Genomic DNA, 22690 nt, shown 5'->3' on the forward strand with positions numbered 1-22690 from the left:
CTGGACCTGTCTAGGCGCGATCCGTCAACCAAGTCCTCAAGCGCTGTTCACACAGCGCGATCTCCGCCTCCGGCACGAACTCGTCCTGCTTGTGCGCGTAGAGCGGGTCACCCGGCCCGTAGTTCACCGCCGGTACGCCGAGGAGCGTGAACCGGGCAACGTCGGTCCACCCGAACTTCGGCTTCGGCTCACCCCCGACCACCTGCAGGAACGCGGCCGCGGCCGGCCGCTCCAGCCCCGGCAGCCCACCCGCCGCGGAGTCGATCACGACGACGTCGTACCCCTCGAACACCTCGCGCAGATGCGCCTCGGCCTCCGCCTCCGACCGGTTCGGCGCGAATCGGTAGTTGATCGTCACCGTGCACATATCCGGTACGACGTTCCCCGCGACGCCGCCGCTGATCCCGACCGCGTTCAGCCCCTCGCGGTACTCGAGCCCGTCGATCGGCACCCGCCGCGGCTCGTACGCCGTCAGCCGCCCCAGGATCTCGCCCGCCGTATGGATGGCGTTGCTACCCATCCAGGACCGGGCCGAGTGCGCGCGCTCACCGCGGGCGGTGACCTCGATCCGCATGGTGCCCTGGCAGCCGGCCTCGACCACCGCGTTCGACGGCTCCATCACGACCGCGAACACGCCCTCGAGCAGCTCCGGGTTGGATCGGGTCAGCTTGAACAGGCCGTTCCGCGCGGCCTCGACCTCTTCGCAGTCGTAGAAGACGTAGGTGACATCCCGGTTCGGCTCGGCCAGCGTGGCCGCGAGCCGGAGCGCGACCGCGACGCCGCCCTTCATGTCGCAGGCGCCGAGCCCGTGGATCAGGCCGTCGGCGCGGCGGGCCGGCAGGTTGTCGTTCAGCGGGACGGTGTCGAGATGGCCCGCGAGGACGATCCGCTCGTCCAGGCCGAGGTCGGTGCGCGCCACCACGGTGTTGCCGTGCCGGAACACCTTCAGATGCGCGTACGCCGACAGCGCGGCCTCGACCTTGTCCGCGAGCTTCTCCTCGGTCCCGCTGACCGAGGAAATGTTCACCAGCGCCTCGGTCAGATCGGCGCCGGACAGGGTCAGGTCGAGCTTGCTCATCAGGCGTCCTCTGCCGGTGGTAGGAAAAGACAGAACTCGTTGCCCTCGGGGTCGGCGCAGACGTGCCAGCCGATTCCCTGGTCCTTGGGCCGCAGTAGTGTCGCACCCGCGTCGAGCACCGGCTGCAGGGCGGGCGCGGTAACGTCCCAGTGGATCCGGTTCTTGACCGTCTTGGGCTCCGGCACGGGTAAGAAGACCCAGTACGGGAACGGGACACCCGGCACGTTCTCCAGCCAGTACCAGGCGTTGTCCGGAGCCTTGCCGAGCTCCCCGCCGACGACACCCTGCCACCATCGCGCCTGCGCCTCCGGGTCGGCCGAGTCCACCACCAGCTCCATCAGCCGGTACGCCGGGACCGTGTCGCGGACGAGTCCGCAGAACTCACCGCCCTCCGGGTCCTCCATCACCGCCCAGGGCCGATCCGCGGAGATCGGGGATCGGACCGTTGCCCCTTCCCGCTCGAGGTCCGCGATCGCGCCGGTGTGGACGTCCAGGTGCACCCGCTGCTTCACCGTCCGCGGTTCGTCGACCTTGTTGATCCAGATCGTCTTCCCGGGCGTGTCCCCGACCAGCACGTTCGGGTTGTCGGCCGGCGAGGTCAGCCCGATCACCCGCCCCCAGAACGCCGTCATCGGACTCGGACACATCACATCCACACACAAGTCCTTGAAACGCGCGATGGTCATAACGGAAAGGCTATAGGCCGTGACGCTTGCGGTAGTGGCGGTTGACGCGCTCACGGTTACCGCAGGACGGCGAGCACCACAGCTGGCGCGGATCGTCCTGCAGGAAGTACTTGACGCACCGCGCCGCCGGACATGCGCGGAGCCGCACCCGGTCCGGGCCGGACAGGAAGTCGATCGTGGACCGCCCGACCGCAGCGACCAGCAGCGCGACCGGGTCTTCGGTCCGGCCGGCCCAGCGCGTGACGGGCGGGCTGTCGTCGGGCCAGTCCAGCTGCATCGTGCCGAGCCGGTCGGCGGCGCGATTGACCAACCGCAGCGCGGCGTCGGCGTCCATCAACCGATCCGCGTCCGCCTTACTCGGCGGTTCTGGCGCGACTGCTCGGGCGAAAAGCGCCCGCACCGCACGCCGAACGCGCACCAACTCATCGCGCACGACGGCCTGCGCATCCCGCGCATCCACGCCCTCGTCGTCCACGCCCGCGTCGTCCTCGGCCGCGTCGTCCAAGCCCCCGTCGTCCACGGCCGCGTCGTCCGAGCCCTTGTCGTCTACGGCTTCGAGGGGACGGCCGAGCACCTCGGTGACCAGGTCGTGGTGCTGGTCAAGCCAGGCAGTGGTCTCGGCGGGGGTCGCCAGCAGGTCGGCGACGCCGCCCTGACCGTCGTGCTTGATCGTCGCCGCGAGAGCGAAAGCCAACGTGCTCATGCGGACAGTCTAATGGGATACATGGTTGCTGCCATATGAGTTAGTGGCCTAGGGTCTCGATTCGTGACCGACCTCCGGACCAGGCTGCGCGCAGTCCCCACGCTGACTGGCACTCCGCCCCCGTTCGACCCCACGCGCGCGCCGGACTCGCCGTACGAACTGTTTGTCGACTGGCTGCTGACCGCGGTCGATCGGCAGATACCTGAGCCGTGCGCCGTGACCCTGTCGACAGTGAGTGCGGACGGGCGGCCCAACGGCCGGGTGTTGATCCTGAAGGACGTCACGGCGGACGGGCTGCAGTTCGCGTCGTCGGCGGCCAGCCGCAAGGGTGAAGAGCTCGCTGCCTGCCCGTACGCCGCGCTGACGTTCTACTGGATCCCGCTGGGTCGCCAGGTACGCGTGATGGGCAGTGTCACGCCCGCCGACCCTGTGGACTCCGCACGCGACTTCCTGGCTCGCCCGACGCCGGCTCGCGCCGAGGCGTTGGCTGCGCGGCAGAGCGGCGTACTGGAGGATCCCTCCGATCTCGCGACGGCGTACGCCGAGCAGGCCGAGCGCTTGGCTGCTGACCCCGGGCTCGTAGCGCCGAACTGGACGCTCTACACGCTGCGGGCCGACGAAATGGAGTTCTGGCAGGCGGATCCGGACCGCCGGCACCTTCGCCTCCGCTACCGCCTGGACGAACCGAATCACTGGATCAAGGAGCGCTTGTGGCCCTGACCGACGTCAAGACCGTTGTCGCCCGGCTGAACACCTTGCTCACTTACCTGGACGACGCCACCGCCCGCGCCGCGTCCGGCCTCCCCGGCTGGTCCCGCGGTCACGTGATCACCCACATCGCCAACTTCTCCGAGGCCATGACCCGCCAGGTCGAAGAGGCTCTGAAAGGCCGCGTTGTCGAGGTGTACGACGGCGGCCGACCGGCCCGCAACGCCGGTATCGAAGCCGGCGCCCACCGCCCCGCTGTCGAGCTGACCACCCACCTGGAGCGCGCGACCAGTGCCCTGGTCACCGCCTGGGACAAGGTCGGCCCCGACGACTGGACGCGCCCCATCCTGCACCGCAACAGCAACCTCTCCGCCGGCCTCGACTCCACCTGGCGCGAACTAGCCATCCACACCGTCGACCTGGACCTAGGCATTACCCCGGCCAGTTGGTCTCCCGCCTTCTGTCTCCACCTCCTGGACTTCCTACGCCCCCGCACCCCCGAAGCCATCCACCTCGTCCTGCACCCCGACGACGGCCCCACCTGGGAAACCGGCACCGGCGAGGACCGAGTCCTCACGGGCACCCTCACCGACCTCACCGCCTGGTACGCCGGCCGCACACCCCCCGGCCTGATCACGGGCCCCACCCCCGACCTACTCCCCTGGCCCTGAACCCCGACCGCTCTGCTCTGGATCGGGACTAGAGTGCGATCCGGACGACCATCGGACCTCCAGCGGGGAGCGGGCATGACGACGATCTACGACGTCGCGCGTAGATCCGGCGTCTCTCCGGCGACCGTCTCGCGGGTGCTGAGCGGTCGGCGCAACGTGGATCCGGAGCTGTCCGAGAAGGTCCGCGCCGTGGTTGCCGAGCTCGGCTACCGCCCGAACGGCGTGGCCCGCAACCTGCGGAAGTCCAGCACGAACCTGTGGGCAGTGGTCATCTCCGACATCGAGAACCCATTCTTCACCTCCCTCGTCCGTGGCCTGGAGGACGTCGCCCGGACCGAGGGCTACCACGTAGTCCTGTGCAACTCCGACGAGGACCCGGCGAAGGAAGCGGCGTACGCGTCGGCCGTGCTGACCGACCAGATGGCCGGTGTGGTGATCTCTCCAACCAGCACGGCGGAAGGCGTGCAACTGCTCGCGGACGCGAAGATCCCGCTCGTCCTGATCGACCGTCGCGTCGACGGCATCGAGGCGGACACCGTGCTGGTCGACAACGAGCACGGCGCGCGCGAGGGCGTCAAACACTTGATCGACGGCGGCTACCAGCGAATCGCCTGCATCACGGGTCCGCGCAAGGTCAGCACCGCGATGGACCGACTCGCCGGATACAGGTCGGCGCTCCGGGCCGGCGGCATCCGCTACGACAAGGACCTGGTCCGGCATGCCGACTTCCGCGAGGCCGGCGGGTACGCCGCGATGGAAAGCCTGCTGGAGTTGCCCGAACCGCCGGAAGCGCTGTTCGCCACCAACAACCTGATGACGGTCGGCGCGTTGGAGTGCCTGGCGAAGAAGGGCCTCCGCGCCCCCGACGACATCGCCATCGTCGGCTTCGACGACATCCCATGGGCGGACCTCGTCGTACCCAGCCTCACGACGGTGGCACAGCCGACGTACGAACTGGGCCGCACCGCCGGCCTGCTGCTGAAGGACCGGACCGCCTCCCCCGGCCGGCCGGCTTCGACGGTCACCCTCCGCACCGAGCTCCACATCCGAGCCACCTCAGCCCCACGCAAGAAGTAAGAACGACACCGCTCCACGGCGCCTGTCTCTGCGGCAGCGGCGTCACGCAACAAGGCGGTCGGCGCCAGGTGACCGCTGGCTGTACTCCGTCGTGAGGCTGGTGACCGACAGGGTCGGCCGACCTGTCCTATCCGAAGCCGAACCGAGGAGTGCCGGTGATGGGACGAACTGGGCAAAGTGGCGGGCCTGGGACAGGAGCACGTGGGTTGGCACACGTTACTTCGGCTCTTCTGCTGGATGTGTGGGTGATGCGAGTGTGCGTCGGTTGGGATGTGCAAGGTCGACAGGAGGTGCCGGTGCAGGAGTGCCGCTCGGGCGAGGCATTCACGCCTGAGATCGGCTGGCCCGGCCGAGCTGGGGCCGACACCTCCTGTCGACCTTGCACGTCCCAGCCTCCAGTTGCCCCCATCAGCCTCCGCCCGCACCCAACCGACCGCACCGAACCGAACCGACCGAACCGACCGCACTGCGGGGCCGGGCGGAGCGGGAGCCGGGCGGGTTCGTGGGGTCGACGGTGGGATCGGTGCGGATCTACGGGACCTGGGACACCAGCTGAGGCCGTCGGACAGGCTCTGCCGTGTCCGCGGCCCCTGATACCTGTCCGAGGTCGCAGCGAGTCCGCCGCGGCACGTCGGCCACCATCCACACATTGAGCAGGAGACGCGCTATTTCTTGTCCGAACCCACCAGGACGTATCCCATCCTCCGGGAGCTGGCCGGCCGTAGCGCGTTGGCTCAGCTGTCGGTGCGTAGGCGGCCGTGGAGGTGCCAGTCGTGCCAGCCGTCGGTGTGCTTGATCGCCTGCCGCAGCGTGCCCTCGAGCCTGTATCCGGTGCGCTCGGCGACCCCGCAGGACGCGGTGTTGCCGGTGGAGTGGTGGATGTTCAGCCGGTTGAACCCGATCTGCCCGAAAGCCCAGGCAGACAAGGCTTCCACTGATCTCGCGGCGATGGCTCGGCCCCGGGCCGCCGGGGTCACCCAGTAGGACAGGCTGGCCGAGCCCTCGGCCAGAGAGATGTTGCGCAGTCCGACCTGGCCGAGCGGCTGGTCGTAGCCATCGACGGCCGCCCAGCTCGCCGCTGTCTCGCTGTCCCAGCCATCGGCCCACTGCCCGACCCACTCACCCGCCTCCTCGAGAGTGTCGAATCGCCGGACGTGCCAACGCTGGATGTCGGAACAGGCGAACGCGGTCCGCACCGTGGCGGCATCACTCCCCCGCCACGGGCGCAGTACTAGTCCGTCGTTGGTCGTCAGCCGCGGCTGCGCGGCGTCCCGCAGTGTTCCTGGTGGCAAGGCCGGATCAACGAGCAGAGGCATGCGGTGATGCTAGTGCGCGTAATCAGTGCCTTGGGTGCCGGTGCCGATGGTCAGGTGAGTAGCTCGATCTCGCTGAGGCTGACGACGGAGGTCGACGCCGTGATCACCAAGCGGTAGTGCACGTACGAATCTGGTGCGGCGATCGTGAACGGGCGGGTTTGGCGGCGCCATACGAAGGACTGGTCGGTGCGCTCGTCGAGGACCGACCACGCCGTGCCGTCGGTGGAACCTTCGAGGCGCCAGGCCGTGGGGTCGCCTTCGGAGTGGCCCGAAGTAAGGGTGTAGAAGGCGCCGGTGGCGGGCTCGGGCAGGGACCAGGTGATGGTCGGAGTGCCCGTGTCGAAGTGGGTTTCGGTTGCGGAGTCGTCGTCGAAGAGCGGATCGGACCGGCGTGGGATCAGGTCGATCAAGGGGGTCGGGATCGCGTCGTCCGTCGTGACGGCCGGTGGGGTGTCCAGGGTGCCCCAGTCGGAAGGATTCGGCCCGAGGACGAAGTCGATCTGGCGAGCTCCGCGCAGTTCGGCGTCGGTGATCGATGCTGTGGGCAATGGTTTGCCGTCGACGTGGAGTTCGTGGACGTAGGGGTGCTCGGGGTTGGTCGCTGTGATGACGATCGGGTCGGCGCCCAGTGGCGTGACCACGACGCGGGAGAAGAGGGGTGAGCCGATGGCGTACTCCGGTGCGCCGACGCGGAGCGGGTAGAGGCCGAGGGCGCTGAAGAGGTACCACGCGGACATCTCGCCGTTGTCCTCGTCGCCGGGGTAGCCCTGGCCGATCTGCTCGCCGACGTACAGACGCTGCAGGACCTCGCGGACGATGGCCTGGGTCTTGTGAGGCGCGCCGGCGTAGTTGTACATCCAGGCGATGTGGTGCGCCGGCTGGTTGCTGAAGCCGAACTGGCCCATCCGGACGGCCTGGGCCTCGAGCATCTCGTGGATGACGATCGAGTAGGTGCCCTTCTTCGTCGCCAGTTCCGGCGTCGCGAAGAACTCGTCGAGCTTCGCCTCCAGACCGCGAGTACCGCCGTACAGATTGGCGAGACCGCGGCCGTCGTGGGCGACGTGGAAGGCGAAGTTCCACCCGTCGGTCTCGGTGAGGTCGCCGCCCCACTCGCACGGGTCAAACTCGGCCGGCGTCCTCGCGAACCGCCCGTCCGGCCGCCGGCCCTGGAAGAAGTTGATGTCCGGGTCGAACAGCAGCACGTAGTTCAACGACCGCCGTCGCAGGTACGACGCTTCCTCACGCAACCGGGCCCGTCGCTCCTCGGGAACCGTCGGATCGAGAGACAGCCGCTCGGCCATCGCCGCGAGCCCGAGGTCGTTGAGGTACGCCTCCAACGACCACGACACACTCTCCTCGGTGTCCGTGCTCACATAGCCCGCGAACAACCCCCTCGCGAAACCCTTCCGGCCGACCTCGGTCTCGGTCGGTGCGACGGTCGCGTTGCGCAGACCGGCGTCGTACGTCGCCAACGGGTCGGACAGCGCAACGCCCTTGAGATAGGCATCCGCGAACGACACGTCCGAGCTCGTCCCGGTCATGCAGTCCGCGTAGCCCGGCGACGACCAGCGGGCGATCCAGCCGCCGTCGCGGTACTGCTGCACGAAGCCGTCCACCAGTTCGGCGGTCAGCTCCGGGTAGAGGAACGCGTACGCCGGCCAAGCGGTGCGATACGTGTCCCAGAAGCCGCTGTTGACGTACATCTTGCCCGGCTTGACGACCGCATTGGTCTCGCGATCGGTCGCCGTTCCTTCGGTCGGCAGCACCGGGCTCGCGTAGCGGTGGTCGGGCTGGTCGTGGGTTCCGGCGTTCTCGAAGTGCGAGTTCGGGTAGAGGTTGAGGCGGTAGAGGTTGCCGTAGACCGTGCGCAGTTGCGGCTGGGTCGCGCCCTCGGGCCGGATCACCTGGAGGCGTTCATTCCAGGCCAGGTTCGCGGCGTGCCGGACGTCGTCGAAGCTACGGCCGTCGAGCTCGAGCTCCACGTTGTGCCGGGCCTGGTCGACGCCGATGAACGAGGTCGCGATCCGCAGCGTCACCTCCGGTACGTCGAACGTCGCCGCCCGGGCGTTGTCCCGGCCGCCGGTGGTTGGTCCGAAGTCGGTCGGGGCTGAGGAGAAGACGCCGTAGCAGTACATCCGGGTCCGGCCGAACTCCGAGCCGTTCTCGACCCAGCCGGTCAGCGCGGTCCCGTCGTACGCGAAGGCGCCGTTCTCGTCGATGGTGTCGAACACCAGGTGCCGGCCAGGTGCGTCGGCCGGGAAGGTGAACCGGAAGATCGCGCCGTGGTCGGTCGGTGCGAGCTCGGCGCGGACGCCAGTGGTCAGGTCGACCGAGTAGACATCGGGCCGGGCGATCTCGTCGTCGTGGCTGAACGCGGCGGCGCGTTCGGCCGGATCCCCGAGCGGCTCCGCGGCGGCGACCGGCATGATCGTCAACTGGTCGCGATCACCCATCCACGGACTCGGCTGATGCGAGAACGCCAGCCCCTGAAGCTCCGGGCGGTTGTCCGCGTTGTTGGCCCGGTGATACTCGTACGGCCATCGATGGGTCGACGCGTCCGTCACCGGCGTCAGGAAGTTGAACCCGTTCGGCCAGGCTGTGATCGGCAGCGTGTTCCCGCGTGAGAAGTCATGACTCGCGTTGGTCCCGCGCCGCGTGTCGACGTACGCCAGCAGGTCGCTCCCATCCGGCACCTCAGGCGCCGGACCAACCTCGACGTCATCAACCCACCCCTGGAACTCCACCCCGGAGCCAGGCGCCTCGACCACCACCAGCGCCCGCTCAACGGTCTTCCCGACAGCCGCGGTCAGGTCCACCTGCACGTCATTCCACTGATTCGCGTACAGAACCTTCGCGGCCCCCTGCCCAGCCGCGTCAAACGCCATCCCGTACTGATCCACGACCCCGAGCTCAGACAGCCTGCTCCCGTCCGCGAAGACGAGATCCACCACGACGTACGTCGCCGCGTAACTCAGCCGCTCATCAAGCTCCGGATAGACCATGTACCGCAACCGATCACCGGCCCGGACCACACCACCAGCAACCGGCACCCCACCCTCCTGCCGCCCACCGCTGGTCCCCGCATACCGGGTCCCCTCCACGCTGCTGAACCCGGCCTCCGGACTGGTCGGCCCACCCGGACCTCCACCTACCTCAATGATCACGGGCGCAATGTTACGTACCACGGCCGGGACGTCGGCGGCATGTTTCCATCCTGGACCGTTGTTCTTCTAACGGCCGCTTGCCAACTGATAAACTCGTACTCACGAGGCCTTCGATGGCCGCGGAGAGAACGCCAGGTCTGCTGCCAGACCCGCCTGCTCAGGTGCGGCGCTCCGGACCATCGAAGGCCTCGTGCCGTTCACAACCCATTCCGCGGCCACCATGGGTAGGCCTCCAGCGTGCCAGGCAGCGCGACGACCTCGAATCCACCCGGGCCGTCGTCAGAGCGCCGGATCTGATGCCGGACAGTCAGCAGGTGGTGCGCCTCGAAGCCACCGAACTCGTCGGGTTCGAGCGCTGCCCTCAGCATGCCGGCGTACTGGTCCGCAGCCTGGAGCCCGTCCAGTTGCCCGGGGCCGAGGAATCCCGGCCGCCCACGCAACAGCTCCCACGGCGAACGGTCGGCAGTGCGCACCCGCAACTTCTCGAACCAGGCGAGTGTCTCCTCATGCCGGAAGCCACGCACATGCCCGAAGGTGACCACCACATCCCGCCGCCCGCCCGGCCATTCGTCTGCCGTGTGCAGCACCTGCTCGAGCACCAGCCCGGCCACGGAGTTGTAGAACGCGACCTGATCGGAGATCGCCGGGTTGAGTAGCCCGACCGCAGCTTTCTCTACCAACACGAGATTGAGCACAACGCCCGGCACCGCAGCCAGTTGAGTCGCCACGAACTGCCGGCGGGGAAACCTCTTCACGTGCTCAGTCCAGTGCAGCGGCTTACTCGGCGGGACCGACAGCCGGTGTCGGCAGTGAGCGACAGCACGCCGAAGGCCGGCGTCGTCCTCGTCGGCGATGACGACCGCGACCATGCCGAAGTACCTCGACGCTCGGATAGACAAGCCCCGGTCGCCGGTCTCGTCGACGTACGCACGCACCAGCGGCCGTTCGAAGTACATGGAGGGAAACCCTACGAGCCGACAGCCACCTGGCGGCGCGATCGACCTGCGCCTGTGGATATCTGCCCCGTCATGCCCCAGGTTGCCCCGAGCTCAGTGGGGTGGGGGTGGTGGGGTGTTGCCCGCTTGGACCCAAGCCACGTAGTCGCGGGCGGCTTCCTCGTTGGCGCGTAGGCGGAGGCCCGCGGTGAGGGCGCGGGTGTTGTCCAGTTGGAAGGTGCCGTCGTTGGTGCCGTCGTGGGGGAGATGGAAGCGGTCGACGGTGGGGGACCAGTTCATGGGCGGTGGGTCGGGTACGACGGAGCGCCAGGAATCGGCCAGGTCCGCCATCGTGCGGGTGGGGCCGACGGCGTTGAAAGGACCGGGGAGACCGCAGACGGTGAGGTGGAGAAGGAAGGCGGCCAGGTCGCGGGCGTCGACGTACTGGATGGGTTGGGTCGGGCGGGCCGCGCATTCCATCGGGGTGTCGTGCGCCAGTGCCCAGCCCCAGTTGCCGAAGTCCGGGTTGTAGGGGCCGACGACGAAGCCGGAGCGTACGGCGGCGGTGCGGTCGCCGAAAGTGGCTGATAGCAACGACTCGCAGCGGACCTTGGACGGACCGTAGAGGTCCATGGTGAAGTGGTCTTCGGGGGCACCGTCCGGCCACGGCAGGAGAGGTGCGAACTCGGTCATACCCGGCGTGATCTTGCTGGCGTAGACGGCGATCGACGACATGTAGGTGTAGTGGCCGACGCGGTCCCGCAACACCTCCGCGCTCAGGCGTACGTCGCGGACCAGGAAGCCGGACATGTCGATGACACCGTCCCACTCCCCCGCGGCCAGTACGCCGGGATCCGCGCGCTCACCCGTCAAGCGGCGTACCGAAGGAAACAGCCCGGGATTCGTGACGCCGCGGTTGAACAGCGTCACCTCGTGGTCGTCGCGGAGGGCGGCTTCGACGACATGGCGGCCGAGGTTCTTGGTGCCGCCGAGGACGAGGAGTTTCACGGGAGTTGCTCCACGAGACCTTCGAGCTCGGCCAGCAGCGGGTCGATCCAGTCCTCGGAACCAGGAATCGTCCTGACACCTTCAGTAACCACGAAGTCCAGCGCCCGCAGGCAGAAGCACGCGCCGCCGACGGTCACCTGACGGTCGACCAGGAACGGATCCGCCCCGGCGGACTCGACGTACCGGGCCACGATCGGTTCGCGGTCGTGGCCGAGGGCAACGGCATCGCGGACCAGCGTGTAGAGATCGCTGAGGTGCGGCGCGAGGTACACGAGCGGCCAGTCGACCGCGGTCCATCGCGTGCCGTTCGTGACCAGATTCTTCGGCACGAAGTCACCATGGACCACGCGCAACGCGACATCGCGGTGGAGCGCGGCCAGCGCCTCCGTCAACGGGCCGACATCGAAGAAGATCCGGCCGATCCGGCCGGCCAGCTCCTTCACGTGCTCAGGTGGAAACCCACTCGTTCCCTCGACGGGCGTACGCCGGATAGCGGCCAGCACGTCGGCCGCGGCCAGGAACCCGTCCGCCGACGGCTCCTGTTCGAGCGTCACCCGTCCCACATCCGCCAGCACCAGTACGCCGTCCGCCGACGCGATCAACTCTGGAGCCGGCAGGCCCAACGGGATCACGTACCGCTCGTACGCCGTACCTTCACCGGACTGCGCGTCCGTCCCGCGCTTCACGATCACACTGCGCAACCCGTACGACAGCCGCCACACCTCCGACGATCCCCACTGCCGCAACAGCTCACCGCTCAACGCATCGACCGACGGTGCCTCGGTCGCCCGGAGAACTGGAACGCTCGGGAGCCAGGCGGGAAGCATTCGACGAGTAGATCACAACCGCCCGTACGCGCGCCGCCGAATTAGCCGGTCGCCCGGCAAGCCGTGAGGATGCGGTCCACGATGCGTCGCCCGACCCGGCCGGTGTCGAGATCGGCGACGATCCGGTGCGGCCCGTCGCCGGGGGTGAAGCGGGTGAGACCGGTCGGGTCGACCTCGATCCGGCCGGTCGCGAAGGTGAACAACTCCGGGTCCGTGAGCATCAGTACGGCGGCCGGGTCGTGCGGCACGTTGGAGTCCTCGGCGGTGAACTTCCAGAACTGCCGCATCTCCGCGGCGAGCAACTGGCCGAGCGGCCCGGCGGCCTCGATCTCCGCGACCACCGCGCCGCCGAGCCGGATCCGGGTCGTCTGATCCAGCCCGATCACAGTCGCCGGGACCCCGCTGGCGAACACCACCGCGGCCGCGTCGACATCACACTTGATGTTGTGCTCGACCTTGCTCAGCGAGAAGTCGCCGCCCATCAGGAACAACTGCCCGACAACCCGGCCGGGTTGCTCCACGGCTTCGGCCACGTTGGTGAGCGGACCGACCGCGACGACCGTCGGCGAGGTCGCGAGTACGTCGATCGGGTCGGCCTCGAGGTCGACCTTCTCCCGCTCGAGGTCGGGCAGCAGCGCGCCCTCGTGGCCCGCCCACCAGACCGCCCGGCCGGAGCGGGTCTCGGCGCGTCCGGCTACCACGAGCCCCGGTTCCCGGCCGGCCACGCCGGTCACCCGCGCGACCATCCTTGCCCTGAGCAACGTATCGCCGTACACCGTGGTCACGGCGGCCAGGTCGAGCTCGGGTGAGCCGAAGATCGTGGCCAGGGCCAGGACATCGTCGACGTCGGAGCCGATGTCGGTGTCCAGGGTCAGAGCGGTCGTCATCGGCGTCCTTCCGGTCGGTGGCGCCGGTCACCGAGCGTGCCGGCCGCTCGGACAGCGGTCGGGTTCGATGGCCCGGACAGCAGTCTGGCAGGCTGTGGGTATGACCGAGAACGCCACGCACGCCTGGGGCTTCGGCCTCGCCACCGTCACCGCCGCCGGCACCGTCCTCGACGTCTGGTACCCGGCGCCCGAGCTCGGCTCGCAGCCGGCCGGCGCGAAGGCGCCTGCCGAGCTGATCGCCGCCGAGGGCAACGACGAACTGCGGCAGGTACGGCGTGAGGTCGTGGCGGCCGAGATCACTCTGGATCAGGCGCCGGCCGGCACCGCGGACGCCTACCTGCGGCTGCACCTGCTGTCACACCGGCTGGTCCGCCCGCACGGCCTCAACCTGGACGGCATCTTCGCCGCCCTTCCGAACAACGCGTGGACGTCGGTCGGTCCGGTCCCGGTCGAAGAGATCGAGCAGGTCCGGCTCCGGGCCCGCGCGGCCGGTCAGCACTTGTCGGTGACGAGTGTCGACAAGTTCCCCCGGATGACGGACTACGTCGTACCGAGCGGGGTCCGGATCGGTGACGCCGACCGGGTCCGGCTGGGCGCGCACCTGGCCGCGGGGACAACGGTCATGCACGAGGGCTTCGTGAACTTCAACGCCGGCACGCTCGGGACGTCGATGGTCGAGGGCCGGATCGTGGCCGGCGTGGTGGTCGGCGACGGCAGCGACATCGGCGCGGGCGCGTCGATCATGGGCACCCTGTCCGGCGGCGGCACGCAGGTCGTCTCGATCGGCGAGCGTTGCCTGCTCGGCGCGAACGGCGGCACCGGCATCTCGCTCGGCGACGACTGCGTGGTGGAGGCGGGGCTGTACGTGACCGCCGGCACCAAGGTCACCCTCCCGGACGGCGGCGTGGTGAAGGCCCGCGACCTGTCAGGGCAGCCCGGTCTGCTGTACATCCGCAACTCGGTCACCGGAGCGGTCGAGGCGCGGCCACGCAAGGGTGAGGGCATCACGCTGAACGAAGCCCTGCACGCCAACGCGTGATCGGCGCCAACCAATGTGAGGTTGTGCACGTCAATCACTTCGTGACCGACAGATCGGAACCCGCCCACCGCCCCCGGACGTTGGGAGCGGTATGCCGATGAAGCGGGGCGTCGTGGTTGCCCTGGGCGCGATAGGCGCGCTCAGCCTGGCCATCGGCGTCGGGATCGCGTGGCTCGGCGGCAAGAACATCGCGTCGATCCTGCCTCCGCAGGAGCAGTGCGAGGCCACGGTCGACGGGCAGACCGTCGTACTGGATCTGGAGCAGGCCGAGTCGGCGGCCATCATCGCGGGTGTCGCCGTACGGCGGGGGCTGCCGGCGCGGGCGGCGACGATCGCACTGGCGACGGCGTATCAGGAGTCCGGACTACGGAACCTGGCGCACGGGGACCGGGACTCGCTGGGGCTGTTCCAGCAGCGGCCGTCGCAGGGCTGGGGCACCGTGGCGCAGGTGCGGGATCCGCACTACGCGGCCGGGAAGTTCTACGACGCGCTGGTGAAGATCAAGAACTACCAGAAGCTCTCCGTCACGGTCGCGGCCGACCGGGTCCAGCGCAGCGCGTTCCCGAACGCGTACGCCGATCACGAGGCGGACGCGCGCGTCCTGGCGTCGGCGTTGACCGGGCAGTCGAAGAGTGTCTTCAGTTGCACGGTGAACACAGACTCCGTGCCGGCCGAGACGATCGGCCGGAACGGGCTGACACCGCGGGCGGACGCCGTACGGAAGGACCTGATCCGGACCTTCGGCACGTTGCCGACCGGCGGGTACGCCGCGGGTGGTGTGCGGAGCGGACACATGGAGGGTTCGGCGCACTACGACGGCCGGGCGGTCGACGTGTTCGTGCGGCCGATCTCCGCGCCCAACACGACCAAGGGCTGGGCGATGGCGCAGTACCTGGTGGCCCGGGCCAAGATGCTCAACATCCAGACGGTCATCTTCAGCGACAAGATCTGGACCGCCGGGGGCCGCTCGGACAGCGGCTGGCGCGACTACACCCCACCCGAGCGGTCTGGCGACTCAGCCATCCTCCGCCACCTCGACCACGTCCATGTCGACGTCCTGGCCCAGTAATCCGCCTGTGCACACTGAGGCGGGGCGTCCGTGTGGACGCCCCGCCTCAGTGTGGAGTCAGGTGGTTACTCGTCGTGTTCCTGCGGGGGCAGGGCGGCGATGAAGGGGTGATCCTTGTCGATCTTGCCCATCTTCGACGCGCCGCCGGGCGAGCCCAGGTCGTTGAAGAAGTCGACGTTCGCGGTGTAGTAGTCCTTCCACTGCTCCGGAGTGTCGTCCTCGTAGTAGATCGCCTCCACCGGGCAGACCGGCTCGCACGCTCCGCAGTCGACGCACTCGTCGGGGTGGATGTACAGCATCCTGTTGCCCTCGTAGATGCAGTCGACGGGGCACTCCTCGACACACGCGAGGTCCTTCAGGTCAACACACGGCTGCGCGATGACGTAGGTCACTGCTACTCCTCCTATGGCAGGCAAGCGCAGCGTTCGACTTGGGGTGCTGCGATGCGGTGGTGCAAGGTCTCTAGTATCACGGTAGTACTTCGCCCACTCTGCCAGGAGTCCGCATCGTGTCAGGCCTGAGCGCCCGTGATATCGGCCACCGTGTAGTGGTCCGGCACCGGATTCCGGGCGGCCTGACCGATGTGATCGGCGTTCTGGAGTCCTGGGAGCCCGCCGGCCTGGTTGTTCGCCACGCCGATGCCAGTCTGCACCAGATCCAGGCCGGTGACGTGACAGCGGCCAAAACAATCCCCGAGATGCCGCTGCGGCCGGTGGACGTCGAACAGTTGTTCCTCACCACCGCACTGGGTCGCCCCTCGGTCGAGACGTCGTACGTCGGGCACTGGTTGCTCCGGGCCTCCTCAGGCTGGACCGGCCGGGGCAACTCGCTGCTGCCGGCCGGGAGTCCCGGGATGCCCGTGACCGAGGCGCTCAAGCACGCTGAGGCCTTCTACGACGAGCGGGGCCTGCCCCCACAGGCCCTGGTCCGGCTCGGCAGTCCCGAGGCGGAGGAGCTCCGTGCGTGCGGGTGGATCGACGCCCGCCCGCAGCAGTCCGACGTACTCGTCATGCACACCACGCTCGACCACGTGAACGCTGCGCCGCCGTACGACGTACTGGTCGCGGAGCACCCGGGTCACGCGTGGTACGCGGCCGCGTTCGACGGGCCGGTGCCCGAGTCGGCACCGGCCGTCTTGGAGGGCGCTCCGAAGGCCGTGTTCGCCTCCATCACGCTGGACGGCACGACGGTCGCGGTGGGACGCGGATCGATGACTGGCCACTGGCTGGGTGCCGACGCGATCCGCGTCGACGCCGCGTACCGCCGCCGAGGCCTGGGCACCGCGATCCTGCAGGCCTTGGCCCGCTGGTCCGGCCCGCTGGGCGGTCGCCGTACCTATCTGGAGGTGCTGGATGAGAACGCACCCGCCCTGGCCACCTACACCCGCTTGGGCTACCGCGAGGCGTATCGCTACCGCTATCTGACGAGCCGCTGAGCCGCACCGGCCCCTACAAGCGTCAGCACGATCAACCCAGCCAGTACGACGCCCAACGCGCGACCGGGGTCAGTAGCCAACGCGGCGTACGTGGAGCCGGCGAGAGCGACGCCAAGTGTGCCGGCGAGCTGTGCGTTGGTGGCGACCACCCCGGACAGGTCAGCGGCGTACTGCGGGGTCGTGCTCGAGGTGATCGCACCGATGAGGGTGTTGGAGCTGATCCCCAGGCCCAGGCCGCCGACGCCGAGCAGTGCGAAGAGGAGTGGCCCACTACGGCCGCCCAGCAGCAGATAGGCCAGCACGGACAGATAGCCGACCGCCAGGAGGAGGCAGCCGATGACCGGCATCCACCGCACTCCCCTGCGCAGTCTGGGGAGGATAGGCCCGGCCAGACCGAAGGCGGCGACCCAGACGACCATGGCGAAGCCTGAGTACGCAGGGCCCTTGTGGAGGCCATCCTGCAGGTAGAGGGCGAGCACGAAGAGCAGGGCGAAGTACGTGCCCGACGTGCAGCCGTGAGCGAGCAGGCCGGCCCGGACGGACGAGTTGCGGAGGACCTGTCGGGCGATCAGTGGGCGACCACCACGTGCCGCTGTACGGCGTTCGCCGTACTCGAAGAGCGCCAGGGCCGGGAGGCTCAGGATGAGGCAAAGCCAGGACCAGGTCGGCCAGCCGCGCTCGGAGCCCAACAGGAGCGGGACGATCACGAGCAGAACCGTTGTGGACAAGGTCAGTACGCCGAGAAGGTCCAGGCGATCGCGATGGCCGTCGGGGTCGGCGGGAAGCACCCGGCGGGCGGCGACGGCGAGTGCGATGCCGATCGGGACGTTGACCAGGAAGATCGGGCGCCAGCCGGTACCGAAGAGGTCGGCTGCGATCAGGACACCGCCGAGCACCTGCCCGGCGACCGCGCCACCGGAGAGGGCGATCGAGAAGTAGCCGAGAGCCTTCAGCCGGTCCCGGCCCTGGAAGTGCAACTGGATGCCGCTGAGTACCTGCGGGACCATCAGCGCGGCCCCGGCGCCCTGGACGAAGCGGGCGACGACGAGGGTGACGATGTTCGGAGCGAGGCCGCACGCCAGCGAGGCCGCGGTGAACACGGTCAGGCCGAGCAGGAACGTCGTCCGGTAGCCGAGCGACGAGCCGAGGCGGGCGCCGGTGATCAGCAGTACGGCGAAGGCGACGACGTACCCGGAGACGACCAGACCCACCGCGCCCGCGGAGGCGTGCAGATCCGCGCCGATCGACGGGCCGGCGATGTTCGCAACCGCGGTGTCGATGTTCGCCATGAACTGCCCGGTGAGCAGGACGGTCAGGATCGCGGCCCGGTTGGCTGGTCGGGTTTCCACGTGCACGGTGTTTTCCACGGAGTTGGAACGGTGTGAGGGCGCCGAGATGTGAGGGCGCTAACCTCGGGTGGCATGGCGGATCACGTGGTGGAGCGGCCGGAGTACGCCGGGGACTTCGAGGGGACGGTGCACGTCGAGTACACGCCGCACCCGGATGACGGGGTGGCGGATCCGGGCGAGATCGTCTGGACGTGGGTGCCGTTCGAGGAGGACTTCGCCCGCGGGAAGGACCGGCCCGTGCTGGTGGTCGGATCGGACGGACCGTGGTTGCTGGCGCTGATCCTGACCAGCAAGGACCACGACCGCGACGCCGCCGACGAGGCACGCTGGGGGCGGATCTGGATGGACATCGGCAGCGGCGCCTGGGACAAGGAAGGCCGCCGCAGCGAGGTCCGGCTCGACCGGGTCCTCCGGATCGACCCAGGTCACGTCCGCCGCGAGGGCGCCGCCATCGGCGAAGACCTCTTCAACCAGGTAGCCGCCGAGCTCCACCAGATCCACCGCAGCTGACCCTCGGCCATTTCAGCGGACATCCCCACGACTGGCGCCCTCCCCGTCGCACAGAACCAGACAACCCCAGCACGCACACGGCATCCGGTCCACCCTTCAACTGCCGCCTGGCTGGCTGGCGGGGGCGCGGACACCCCCTCGGGACCTCCAACGCCTCCCAGCGTGTCCCAGGTCCCGACACCTTGTCCCAGGTCCCCGCTCCTGCCTGAAGTCCCCCGGCCGCCGTACCCCCGACCGGCGGGCGGGGCCGTGGACACCATCTCGGGACTTGCAACACCTCACAACCTGTCCCAGGCCCCGACACCTTGTCCCCGGCACCACTCCTGTCCACAGTCTTCGGCCGCCGTACGCCGCCAGTCGTCCCCGGCCGCGATACGGCGCCGGACGGTGGTGGGTGTCGTACCGCCCGACTCTGTGCACCAGCGAAGCGTCACAGCGGCGGCGGCTCGGTGTCTCCTCGGCGCACAAAGTGGCGGGTCCGGCGACTCACGGCAACGACAAGAGAGCCGGATAACCCCTCAGATGGTCCCTTCTCCCCTCGTGATTCGAGGGGAGAAGGGACACCTTGAGGGGTTATCCCCGGCTCAAATGCCCTGGCGCCGGGCTGGCTCGGCGGATGGTGGTCAGCTGGGGGGCGGGCGGCGATTAGCTGAGGCGCGGCCGGTCAGCTGGGTGGGCGGACCGCGGTCAGCTGGTTTGGCGGGGCCGGTCAGCTGGGTGGGCGGACCGCGGTCAGCTGGTTCGGCGGGGCCGGTCAGCTGGGTGGGCGGGTGGTGGTGCTGGTGCTGGGTTTGCCGAGGCCGGGTGGCGTGTTGCCGGGCGGCGGGGGCGGGGTGGTGCCGGGCTTGGGGCCGCAGCGGATGTCGTCGGCGGCGTTGTACTTCGTGGTGAAGGACTCGGTCTTCACCCGGGTGCCGTTCTTCGCGAAGTAGCGGTAGACGGTGATGTCGAAGCCAGGAGTCGGCGCCTGGACCCGGCAGTCCGCCGCGGTGTTGTAGACGACCGCCGGCTGACGGGGATTGCTCTTCGCCGACTGCCCCGCGGTGATGTCCCAGGTCTTGGTGCCCCAGATGACCACCCGGATACTGCCCTGGTGGCCCGGCGTCGACGCCTTGAAGATCGTCTGGACCAGGACGCCCTTGCCCGAGTCGTTGAGGAACTTCAGGTCCACCGACGGCCACGCCACGGTCGCCTCACGGCCGACCGGGTAGCGGCTGATGTAGACGCTGTGCGCCTTGTGCTCGAGGATCTTCAGCCCGGCGAAGAAGGCCGCGTTGAAGGTGGTCGTCGCCGACTGCGAGACCCCGCCGCCGAGGTCCAGTACGAACTTCCCGCCGCTGATGATGTTGCCCTCGGTGAAGCCGTTCTCCTTGGTCCGCTCGCCGACGATCTTGTTCAGGCTGAACGTCTCGCCCGGCTTCAGCAGCGTGCCGTTGATCTTGGCCGCCGCGGTGCCGATGTTGGTGTTGCGGTACGGCGCGTGCGGGAACTGGGTGGTGAAATCGCCCATCTTCTCCGTGATCCCCAGCGCGGCCGCCTGCTCGGTGGTCAGCTTCGCCGGGGTGTGCGCGAGACCCACCACGGCCCGGCGCTCGCCGGTCGGCTTGGGCAGGATCGCCAGGATCGCCGGCACCACCTTGGTGCGGTCGACCACCATGCCGTCGACGGCCGGGATGACCTTCGGCCCGTTGCCGACGATCTGCACGGTCGCGTCCTTCGGCAACGTCTCCAGTGCCTTGAACCGCTTCTGGAACAACGGCTCCAGCTTCTTCGCGTCCAGCGTCGGGGTGACGTCGCCGTCCTTCGCGGTCAGCGTCAGCGCCGGCGCGATCTCGGCCGGAAGCAGCTCGACCGCCTTGGATCCGACGGTGAGCCGGACCGGACCGGACATCGCCGGCTCGGCGTAGTCCTTCAGCGCCTTGTCGATGGCCTCGGAACCGGCCTTCGGCTTGGTCACGCCGACCGGGAGGTCCTTGGGTTCGCCATCGGCCGGGTAGGCCTTGGCCACCGCGTCCACGGCCTTCGCGTTGTCCAGCTGCAGACCGTCGGCCGGCGCGTGGGTGACCGGCTTCGTGCCGTCGAACGTGATGGTGCCTTCGGTCGCCGACCGGTTCACCTGGGTGGCGAGCTTCTCGACGGCCGTCTTCAGCTTCGCGTCGTCCCTGGTGACGACGGGCTTGATCGCGTCGCCGCCGGTCAGGCCGTGCCAGATCCGGCCCGGGGCCAGGCTGCGGCCCGCGCCCGCGGCGGCCACGGTGGCGTCCAGGTCCACGGACAGGCCGGCGTCGGCCGGGTTGACCTCGAACTTGGACTCGCCCGCCTTCAGCGCGATCGGCTGCGCGATCTGGTCCTTGAGACCGGCCTCGAGCTTCGCCTTGGCGTCCTTCTGGGACAGACCACCGACCGGTACTCCGAGAACGGTGGTGTCACCGGGGATCTTGTCGCCGGCGAACGCGAACGCCGCGCCGTATCCCACTACGAGCACACCAAGCGCCGCGGCGGCAATGATCCCCGCGAGCTGCTTTCTCCCCACCGGAAAGAGTCCTCCTGCTCGAAGCCATGGACAGGCTGCACCAGACGGGCACGGCCCGGGGCACAAGGGCACATCCTACGGGACGGGGCAGGCCCCTCTCGCCGATGGGGCAGGCCCGGGTTGCTCCGATATGGCCCAACGATCACGCTCAGGCGTTGGGCAAATCCCGGTAGTGACTGGAGTAGTAGATCAGCGCGCTGGGATCGGTCGGCTCGCCCAGCCCCAGGCTGAGCACCTCGCCGACCACGATCGTGTGGTCGCCCCCGTCGTACGTCGCCCAGGTCCGGCACTCGAGCCACGACAGTGCGCCGGCGATCAGCGAACACCCGGTCTTCGGGCCGGCCGCCGTACCGATGCCGTCGAACTGGCTGTAGAGGTCGCGCCCCGACCGGGCGAAGCGGTCCGCGATCGACCGCTGGTCCCCGGCCAGGACCGAGATCGCCCAGTAGCCACAGTCCAGTACGGCGGCGTGCATCCGGACACCCTTGTCGACGCAGACGAGCACCAGCGGCGGATCCAGCGACAACGAGGTGAACGCGTTCGCGGTCATCGCGTGCGCCACACCGTCCTGCAGCGTGCTCATGATCGTGATCCCGGACGCGAACCGTCCCAGCGCCGCACGGAACTCCGCGGGCGCCACACTCCCGCTCGGCTCGGTCGAGGACACTCCAGCAGGTTATGCCCGCTGCAAGGTTGATGCCTCAACCGAGCATGTGGGAACGGTCACCTCTGGCTACAGACCGGCGAACAGATCGTGCTCCAGACCGTCCGGACCGGGCGCAGCCGTGCCCTTGACCAGGCGATACGGCTCCGAGCCCCAGATCTGGTTGCCGTTGTTGTTCGACAGGGCGAAGAACGGTCCGTCGACGGTGATCTGGGTGGCGTGCGCCTTCATCGCGTTCATCTTGCGATCCAGGTGGTCGTCGCCCTCGATCACACAGTCGATGAACCGGTCCGGCGTGACGAACGGGCCGAGCGGACCGTCCGGGTCCATCCCCTCGAACGTCGTCAGGTCGCCGGAGTCGCGCAACTCGCGCAGCTGCGACCGCATCCGGGACTCCGCCATCGCCGTCCAGTAGATCTTCGGGATGTCCCAGGCCTCGCCGAGGTCTTCGCGATACGACCGGGCACCCGCCAGGGCAGCGGCGTACGTCGCGACGCGGTGAGCCTTGATGTGGTCGGGATGGCCGTAGTTGCCGTACTGGTCGTAGGTCACCAGCACCTGCGGCCGGACCTCACGGATGACCGGGATCAGGTCGTCGGCCGCGGTCAGCAGGTCGGCCTGCCAGAAGCTGTCCTTCCGGGTCTCCGGTGGGACGTCCGCATTGCCGTCGTCGTTATAGATCATCCCCGTGTCGCGGTACTTGCCCGCGCCACCGAGGAAGCGGTGGTCGGTGACCCCGAGCTCGGCCATCGCGGCGGCGAGCTCGCCGATCCGGTGCTCGCCGAGCTGGTCGGTCTGGTCGGCGGCCAGGTGGGTGAGCTCGGGGACGAGCACCTCACCTTCCTCGCCGAGCGTGCAGGTGATGAGCGTGACCTGGGCTCCCTCGGCCACATAGCGCGCCATCGTCACGCCGTTGTTGATCGTCTCGTCGTCCGGGTGGGCGTGCACCAGCAGCAGCCGGCGCTCAGCAAGCTCAACCATGGCGAAAGCCTACGTCGGGCCTCGGACAGTTCTCCGGGCTCACCCGCGAC

General features: G+C 68.9%; 21 protein-coding genes. 7 read left to right on the plus strand and 14 right to left on the minus strand.

What is annotated here, in order from left to right; genetic code table 11:
- Window positions 1–10: 10 nt before the first annotated feature.
- From dapE to OG555_RS03810, 3 genes are read right to left on the minus strand one after another with little or no spacing between them, the layout of a single operon-like run.
- Window positions 11–1078, minus strand: coding sequence for a succinyl-diaminopimelate desuccinylase (dapE, locus tag OG555_RS03800; protein WP_329481218.1), 1068 nt, complete (start codon window positions 1076–1078; stop codon window positions 11–13).
- Complete coding sequence (locus OG555_RS03805; protein ID WP_329481220.1) at window positions 1078–1764, minus strand: VOC family protein; 687 nt, start codon at window positions 1762–1764, stop codon at window positions 1078–1080. Before OG555_RS03805 ends, dapE begins: the two co-directional genes overlap by 1 nt.
- A 10-nt stretch (window positions 1765–1774) precedes the next feature.
- On the minus strand, window positions 1775–2467 hold the full coding sequence (locus OG555_RS03810) for an ABATE domain-containing protein (protein WP_329481223.1): 693 nt from the start codon (window positions 2465–2467) through the stop codon (window positions 1775–1777).
- A gap of 63 nt (window positions 2468–2530) precedes the next feature.
- On the opposite strand from OG555_RS03810, the gene OG555_RS03815 reads away from it, so the two are divergent.
- The 3 genes from OG555_RS03815 (at window position 2531) to OG555_RS03825 (ending at window position 4923) form a co-directional block, all read left to right on the plus strand.
- Window positions 2531–3187: a pyridoxine/pyridoxamine 5'-phosphate oxidase gene (locus OG555_RS03815; RefSeq protein WP_329481225.1), complete on the plus strand. Its 657-nt coding sequence runs from the start codon at window positions 2531–2533 to the stop codon at window positions 3185–3187.
- A complete protein-coding gene (locus OG555_RS03820; protein ID WP_329481226.1) occupies window positions 3178–3846 on the plus strand; it encodes a maleylpyruvate isomerase family mycothiol-dependent enzyme in 669 nt (222 codons plus the stop codon). Before OG555_RS03815 ends, OG555_RS03820 begins: the two co-directional genes overlap by 10 nt.
- Before the next feature lie 75 nt (window positions 3847–3921).
- A complete protein-coding gene (locus tag OG555_RS03825; protein WP_329481228.1) occupies window positions 3922–4923 on the plus strand; it encodes a LacI family DNA-binding transcriptional regulator in 1002 nt (333 codons plus the stop codon).
- Between the two features lie 734 nt (window positions 4924–5657).
- On the opposite strand, the gene OG555_RS03830 is transcribed toward OG555_RS03825, so the two are convergent.
- From OG555_RS03830 to OG555_RS03855, 6 genes are all read right to left on the minus strand, one after another.
- Complete coding sequence (locus OG555_RS03830) at window positions 5658–6239, minus strand: GNAT family N-acetyltransferase (RefSeq protein WP_329481230.1); 582 nt, start codon at window positions 6237–6239, stop codon at window positions 5658–5660.
- A 50-nt stretch (window positions 6240–6289) separates the two neighbouring features.
- The gene (locus OG555_RS03835) at window positions 6290–9403 is read right to left on the minus strand and encodes a GH92 family glycosyl hydrolase (RefSeq protein WP_329481232.1); all 3114 of its coding nucleotides are present in this window, start codon (window positions 9401–9403) and stop codon (window positions 6290–6292) included.
- Window positions 9404–9600: 197 nt separating this feature from the next.
- Window positions 9601–10359 carry a hypothetical protein gene (locus OG555_RS03840; protein ID WP_329481234.1) on the minus strand — a complete coding sequence of 253 codons (759 nt, stop codon included), beginning with the start codon at window positions 10357–10359 and terminating at the stop codon, window positions 9601–9603.
- A 93-nt stretch (window positions 10360–10452) separates the two neighbouring features.
- A complete protein-coding gene (locus OG555_RS03845; protein ID WP_329481236.1) occupies window positions 10453–11346 on the minus strand; it encodes an NAD-dependent dehydratase in 894 nt (297 codons plus the stop codon).
- Window positions 11343–12173, minus strand: a complete 831-nt coding sequence (locus OG555_RS03850; protein ID WP_329481238.1) for a phosphotransferase family protein — start codon at window positions 12171–12173, stop codon at window positions 11343–11345. The genes OG555_RS03845 and OG555_RS03850 overlap by 4 nt, the downstream gene beginning before the upstream one ends.
- 41 nt (window positions 12174–12214) lie before the next feature.
- Window positions 12215–13060, minus strand: coding sequence for a nucleoside hydrolase (locus OG555_RS03855; protein ID WP_329481240.1), 846 nt, complete (start codon window positions 13058–13060; stop codon window positions 12215–12217).
- A 100-nt stretch (window positions 13061–13160) separates the two neighbouring features.
- On the opposite strand from OG555_RS03855, the gene dapD reads away from it, so the two are divergent.
- On the plus strand, window positions 13161–14099 hold the full coding sequence (gene dapD / locus OG555_RS03860; RefSeq protein ID WP_329481242.1) for a 2,3,4,5-tetrahydropyridine-2,6-dicarboxylate N-succinyltransferase: 939 nt from the start codon (window positions 13161–13163) through the stop codon (window positions 14097–14099).
- 91 nt (window positions 14100–14190) lie between these two features.
- On the plus strand, window positions 14191–15168 hold the full coding sequence (locus tag OG555_RS03865; protein ID WP_329481244.1) for a hypothetical protein: 978 nt from the start codon (window positions 14191–14193) through the stop codon (window positions 15166–15168).
- A 65-nt stretch (window positions 15169–15233) separates the two neighbouring features.
- Here OG555_RS03865 and fdxA read toward each other — a convergent pair whose 3' ends face one another.
- On the minus strand, window positions 15234–15560 hold the full coding sequence (gene fdxA, locus OG555_RS03870; protein WP_131285641.1) for a ferredoxin: 327 nt from the start codon (window positions 15558–15560) through the stop codon (window positions 15234–15236).
- A 116-nt stretch (window positions 15561–15676) separates the two neighbouring features.
- Between fdxA and OG555_RS03875 the strand changes: the two genes are divergently transcribed.
- Window positions 15677–16603 (plus strand): GNAT family N-acetyltransferase, encoded by a 927-nt coding sequence (locus OG555_RS03875; protein WP_329481246.1) that lies wholly within the window; start codon window positions 15677–15679, stop codon window positions 16601–16603.
- Here the strand turns inward: OG555_RS03875 and OG555_RS03880 are convergent.
- Entirely contained in the window at window positions 16585–17952 is a 1368-nt protein-coding gene (locus tag OG555_RS03880) for an MFS transporter (protein ID WP_329481248.1), read from the minus strand. The genes OG555_RS03875 and OG555_RS03880 overlap by 19 nt on opposite strands.
- A gap of 72 nt (window positions 17953–18024) precedes the next feature.
- Here OG555_RS03880 and OG555_RS03885 point away from each other — a divergent pair, with 72 nt between their 5' ends.
- Window positions 18025–18462 (plus strand): type II toxin-antitoxin system PemK/MazF family toxin, encoded by a 438-nt coding sequence (locus OG555_RS03885; RefSeq protein ID WP_329481250.1) that lies wholly within the window; start codon window positions 18025–18027, stop codon window positions 18460–18462.
- A 754-nt stretch (window positions 18463–19216) separates the two neighbouring features.
- Here the strand turns inward: OG555_RS03885 and OG555_RS03890 are convergent.
- The 3 genes from OG555_RS03890 to mshB form a co-directional block, all read right to left on the minus strand.
- The gene (locus OG555_RS03890) at window positions 19217–20995 is read right to left on the minus strand and encodes a VanW family protein (protein WP_329481252.1); all 1779 of its coding nucleotides are present in this window, start codon (window positions 20993–20995) and stop codon (window positions 19217–19219) included.
- 148 nt (window positions 20996–21143) lie between these two features.
- Window positions 21144–21662, minus strand: a complete 519-nt coding sequence (locus OG555_RS03895; RefSeq protein ID WP_329481254.1) for a flavin reductase family protein — start codon at window positions 21660–21662, stop codon at window positions 21144–21146.
- 66 nt (window positions 21663–21728) lie between these two features.
- Complete coding sequence (gene mshB / locus OG555_RS03900; RefSeq protein ID WP_329481256.1) at window positions 21729–22640, minus strand: N-acetyl-1-D-myo-inositol-2-amino-2-deoxy-alpha-D-glucopyranoside deacetylase; 912 nt, start codon at window positions 22638–22640, stop codon at window positions 21729–21731.
- Between the last annotated feature and the right edge of the window lie 50 nt (window positions 22641–22690).

It is taken from the genome of Kribbella sp. NBC_01484 (assembly GCF_036227145.1).
In the GTDB taxonomy this organism is placed as follows: domain Bacteria; phylum Actinomycetota; class Actinomycetes; order Propionibacteriales; family Kribbellaceae; genus Kribbella.

Excerpts from the sequence above, each read along its gene's own strand:
- dapE (WP_329481218.1), bottom strand. The coding sequence starts at position 1,078 with ATGAGCAAGCTCGACCTGACCCTGTCCGGCGCCGATCTGACCGAGGCG.
- OG555_RS03805 (WP_329481220.1), bottom strand. The coding sequence starts at position 1,764 with ATGACCATCGCGCGTTTCAAGGACTTGTGTGTGGATGTGATGTGTCCG.
- OG555_RS03810 (WP_329481223.1), bottom strand. The coding sequence starts at position 2,467 with ATGAGCACGTTGGCTTTCGCTCTCGCGGCGACGATCAAGCACGACGGT.
- OG555_RS03825 (WP_329481228.1), top strand. The coding sequence starts at position 3,922 with ATGACGACGATCTACGACGTCGCGCGTAGATCCGGCGTCTCTCCGGCG.
- OG555_RS03830 (WP_329481230.1), bottom strand. The coding sequence starts at position 6,239 with ATGCCTCTGCTCGTTGATCCGGCCTTGCCACCAGGAACACTGCGGGAC.
- OG555_RS03840 (WP_329481234.1), bottom strand. The coding sequence starts at position 10,359 with ATGTACTTCGAACGGCCGCTGGTGCGTGCGTACGTCGACGAGACCGGC.
- OG555_RS03850 (WP_329481238.1), bottom strand. The coding sequence starts at position 12,173 with ATGCTTCCCGCCTGGCTCCCGAGCGTTCCAGTTCTCCGGGCGACCGAG.
- OG555_RS03855 (WP_329481240.1), bottom strand. The coding sequence starts at position 13,060 with ATGACGACCGCTCTGACCCTGGACACCGACATCGGCTCCGACGTCGAC.
- dapD (WP_329481242.1), top strand. The coding sequence starts at position 13,161 with ATGACCGAGAACGCCACGCACGCCTGGGGCTTCGGCCTCGCCACCGTC.
- OG555_RS03865 (WP_329481244.1), top strand. The coding sequence starts at position 14,191 with ATGCCGATGAAGCGGGGCGTCGTGGTTGCCCTGGGCGCGATAGGCGCG.
- OG555_RS03885 (WP_329481250.1), top strand. The coding sequence starts at position 18,025 with ATGGCGGATCACGTGGTGGAGCGGCCGGAGTACGCCGGGGACTTCGAG.
- mshB (WP_329481256.1), bottom strand. The coding sequence starts at position 22,640 with ATGGTTGAGCTTGCTGAGCGCCGGCTGCTGCTGGTGCACGCCCACCCG.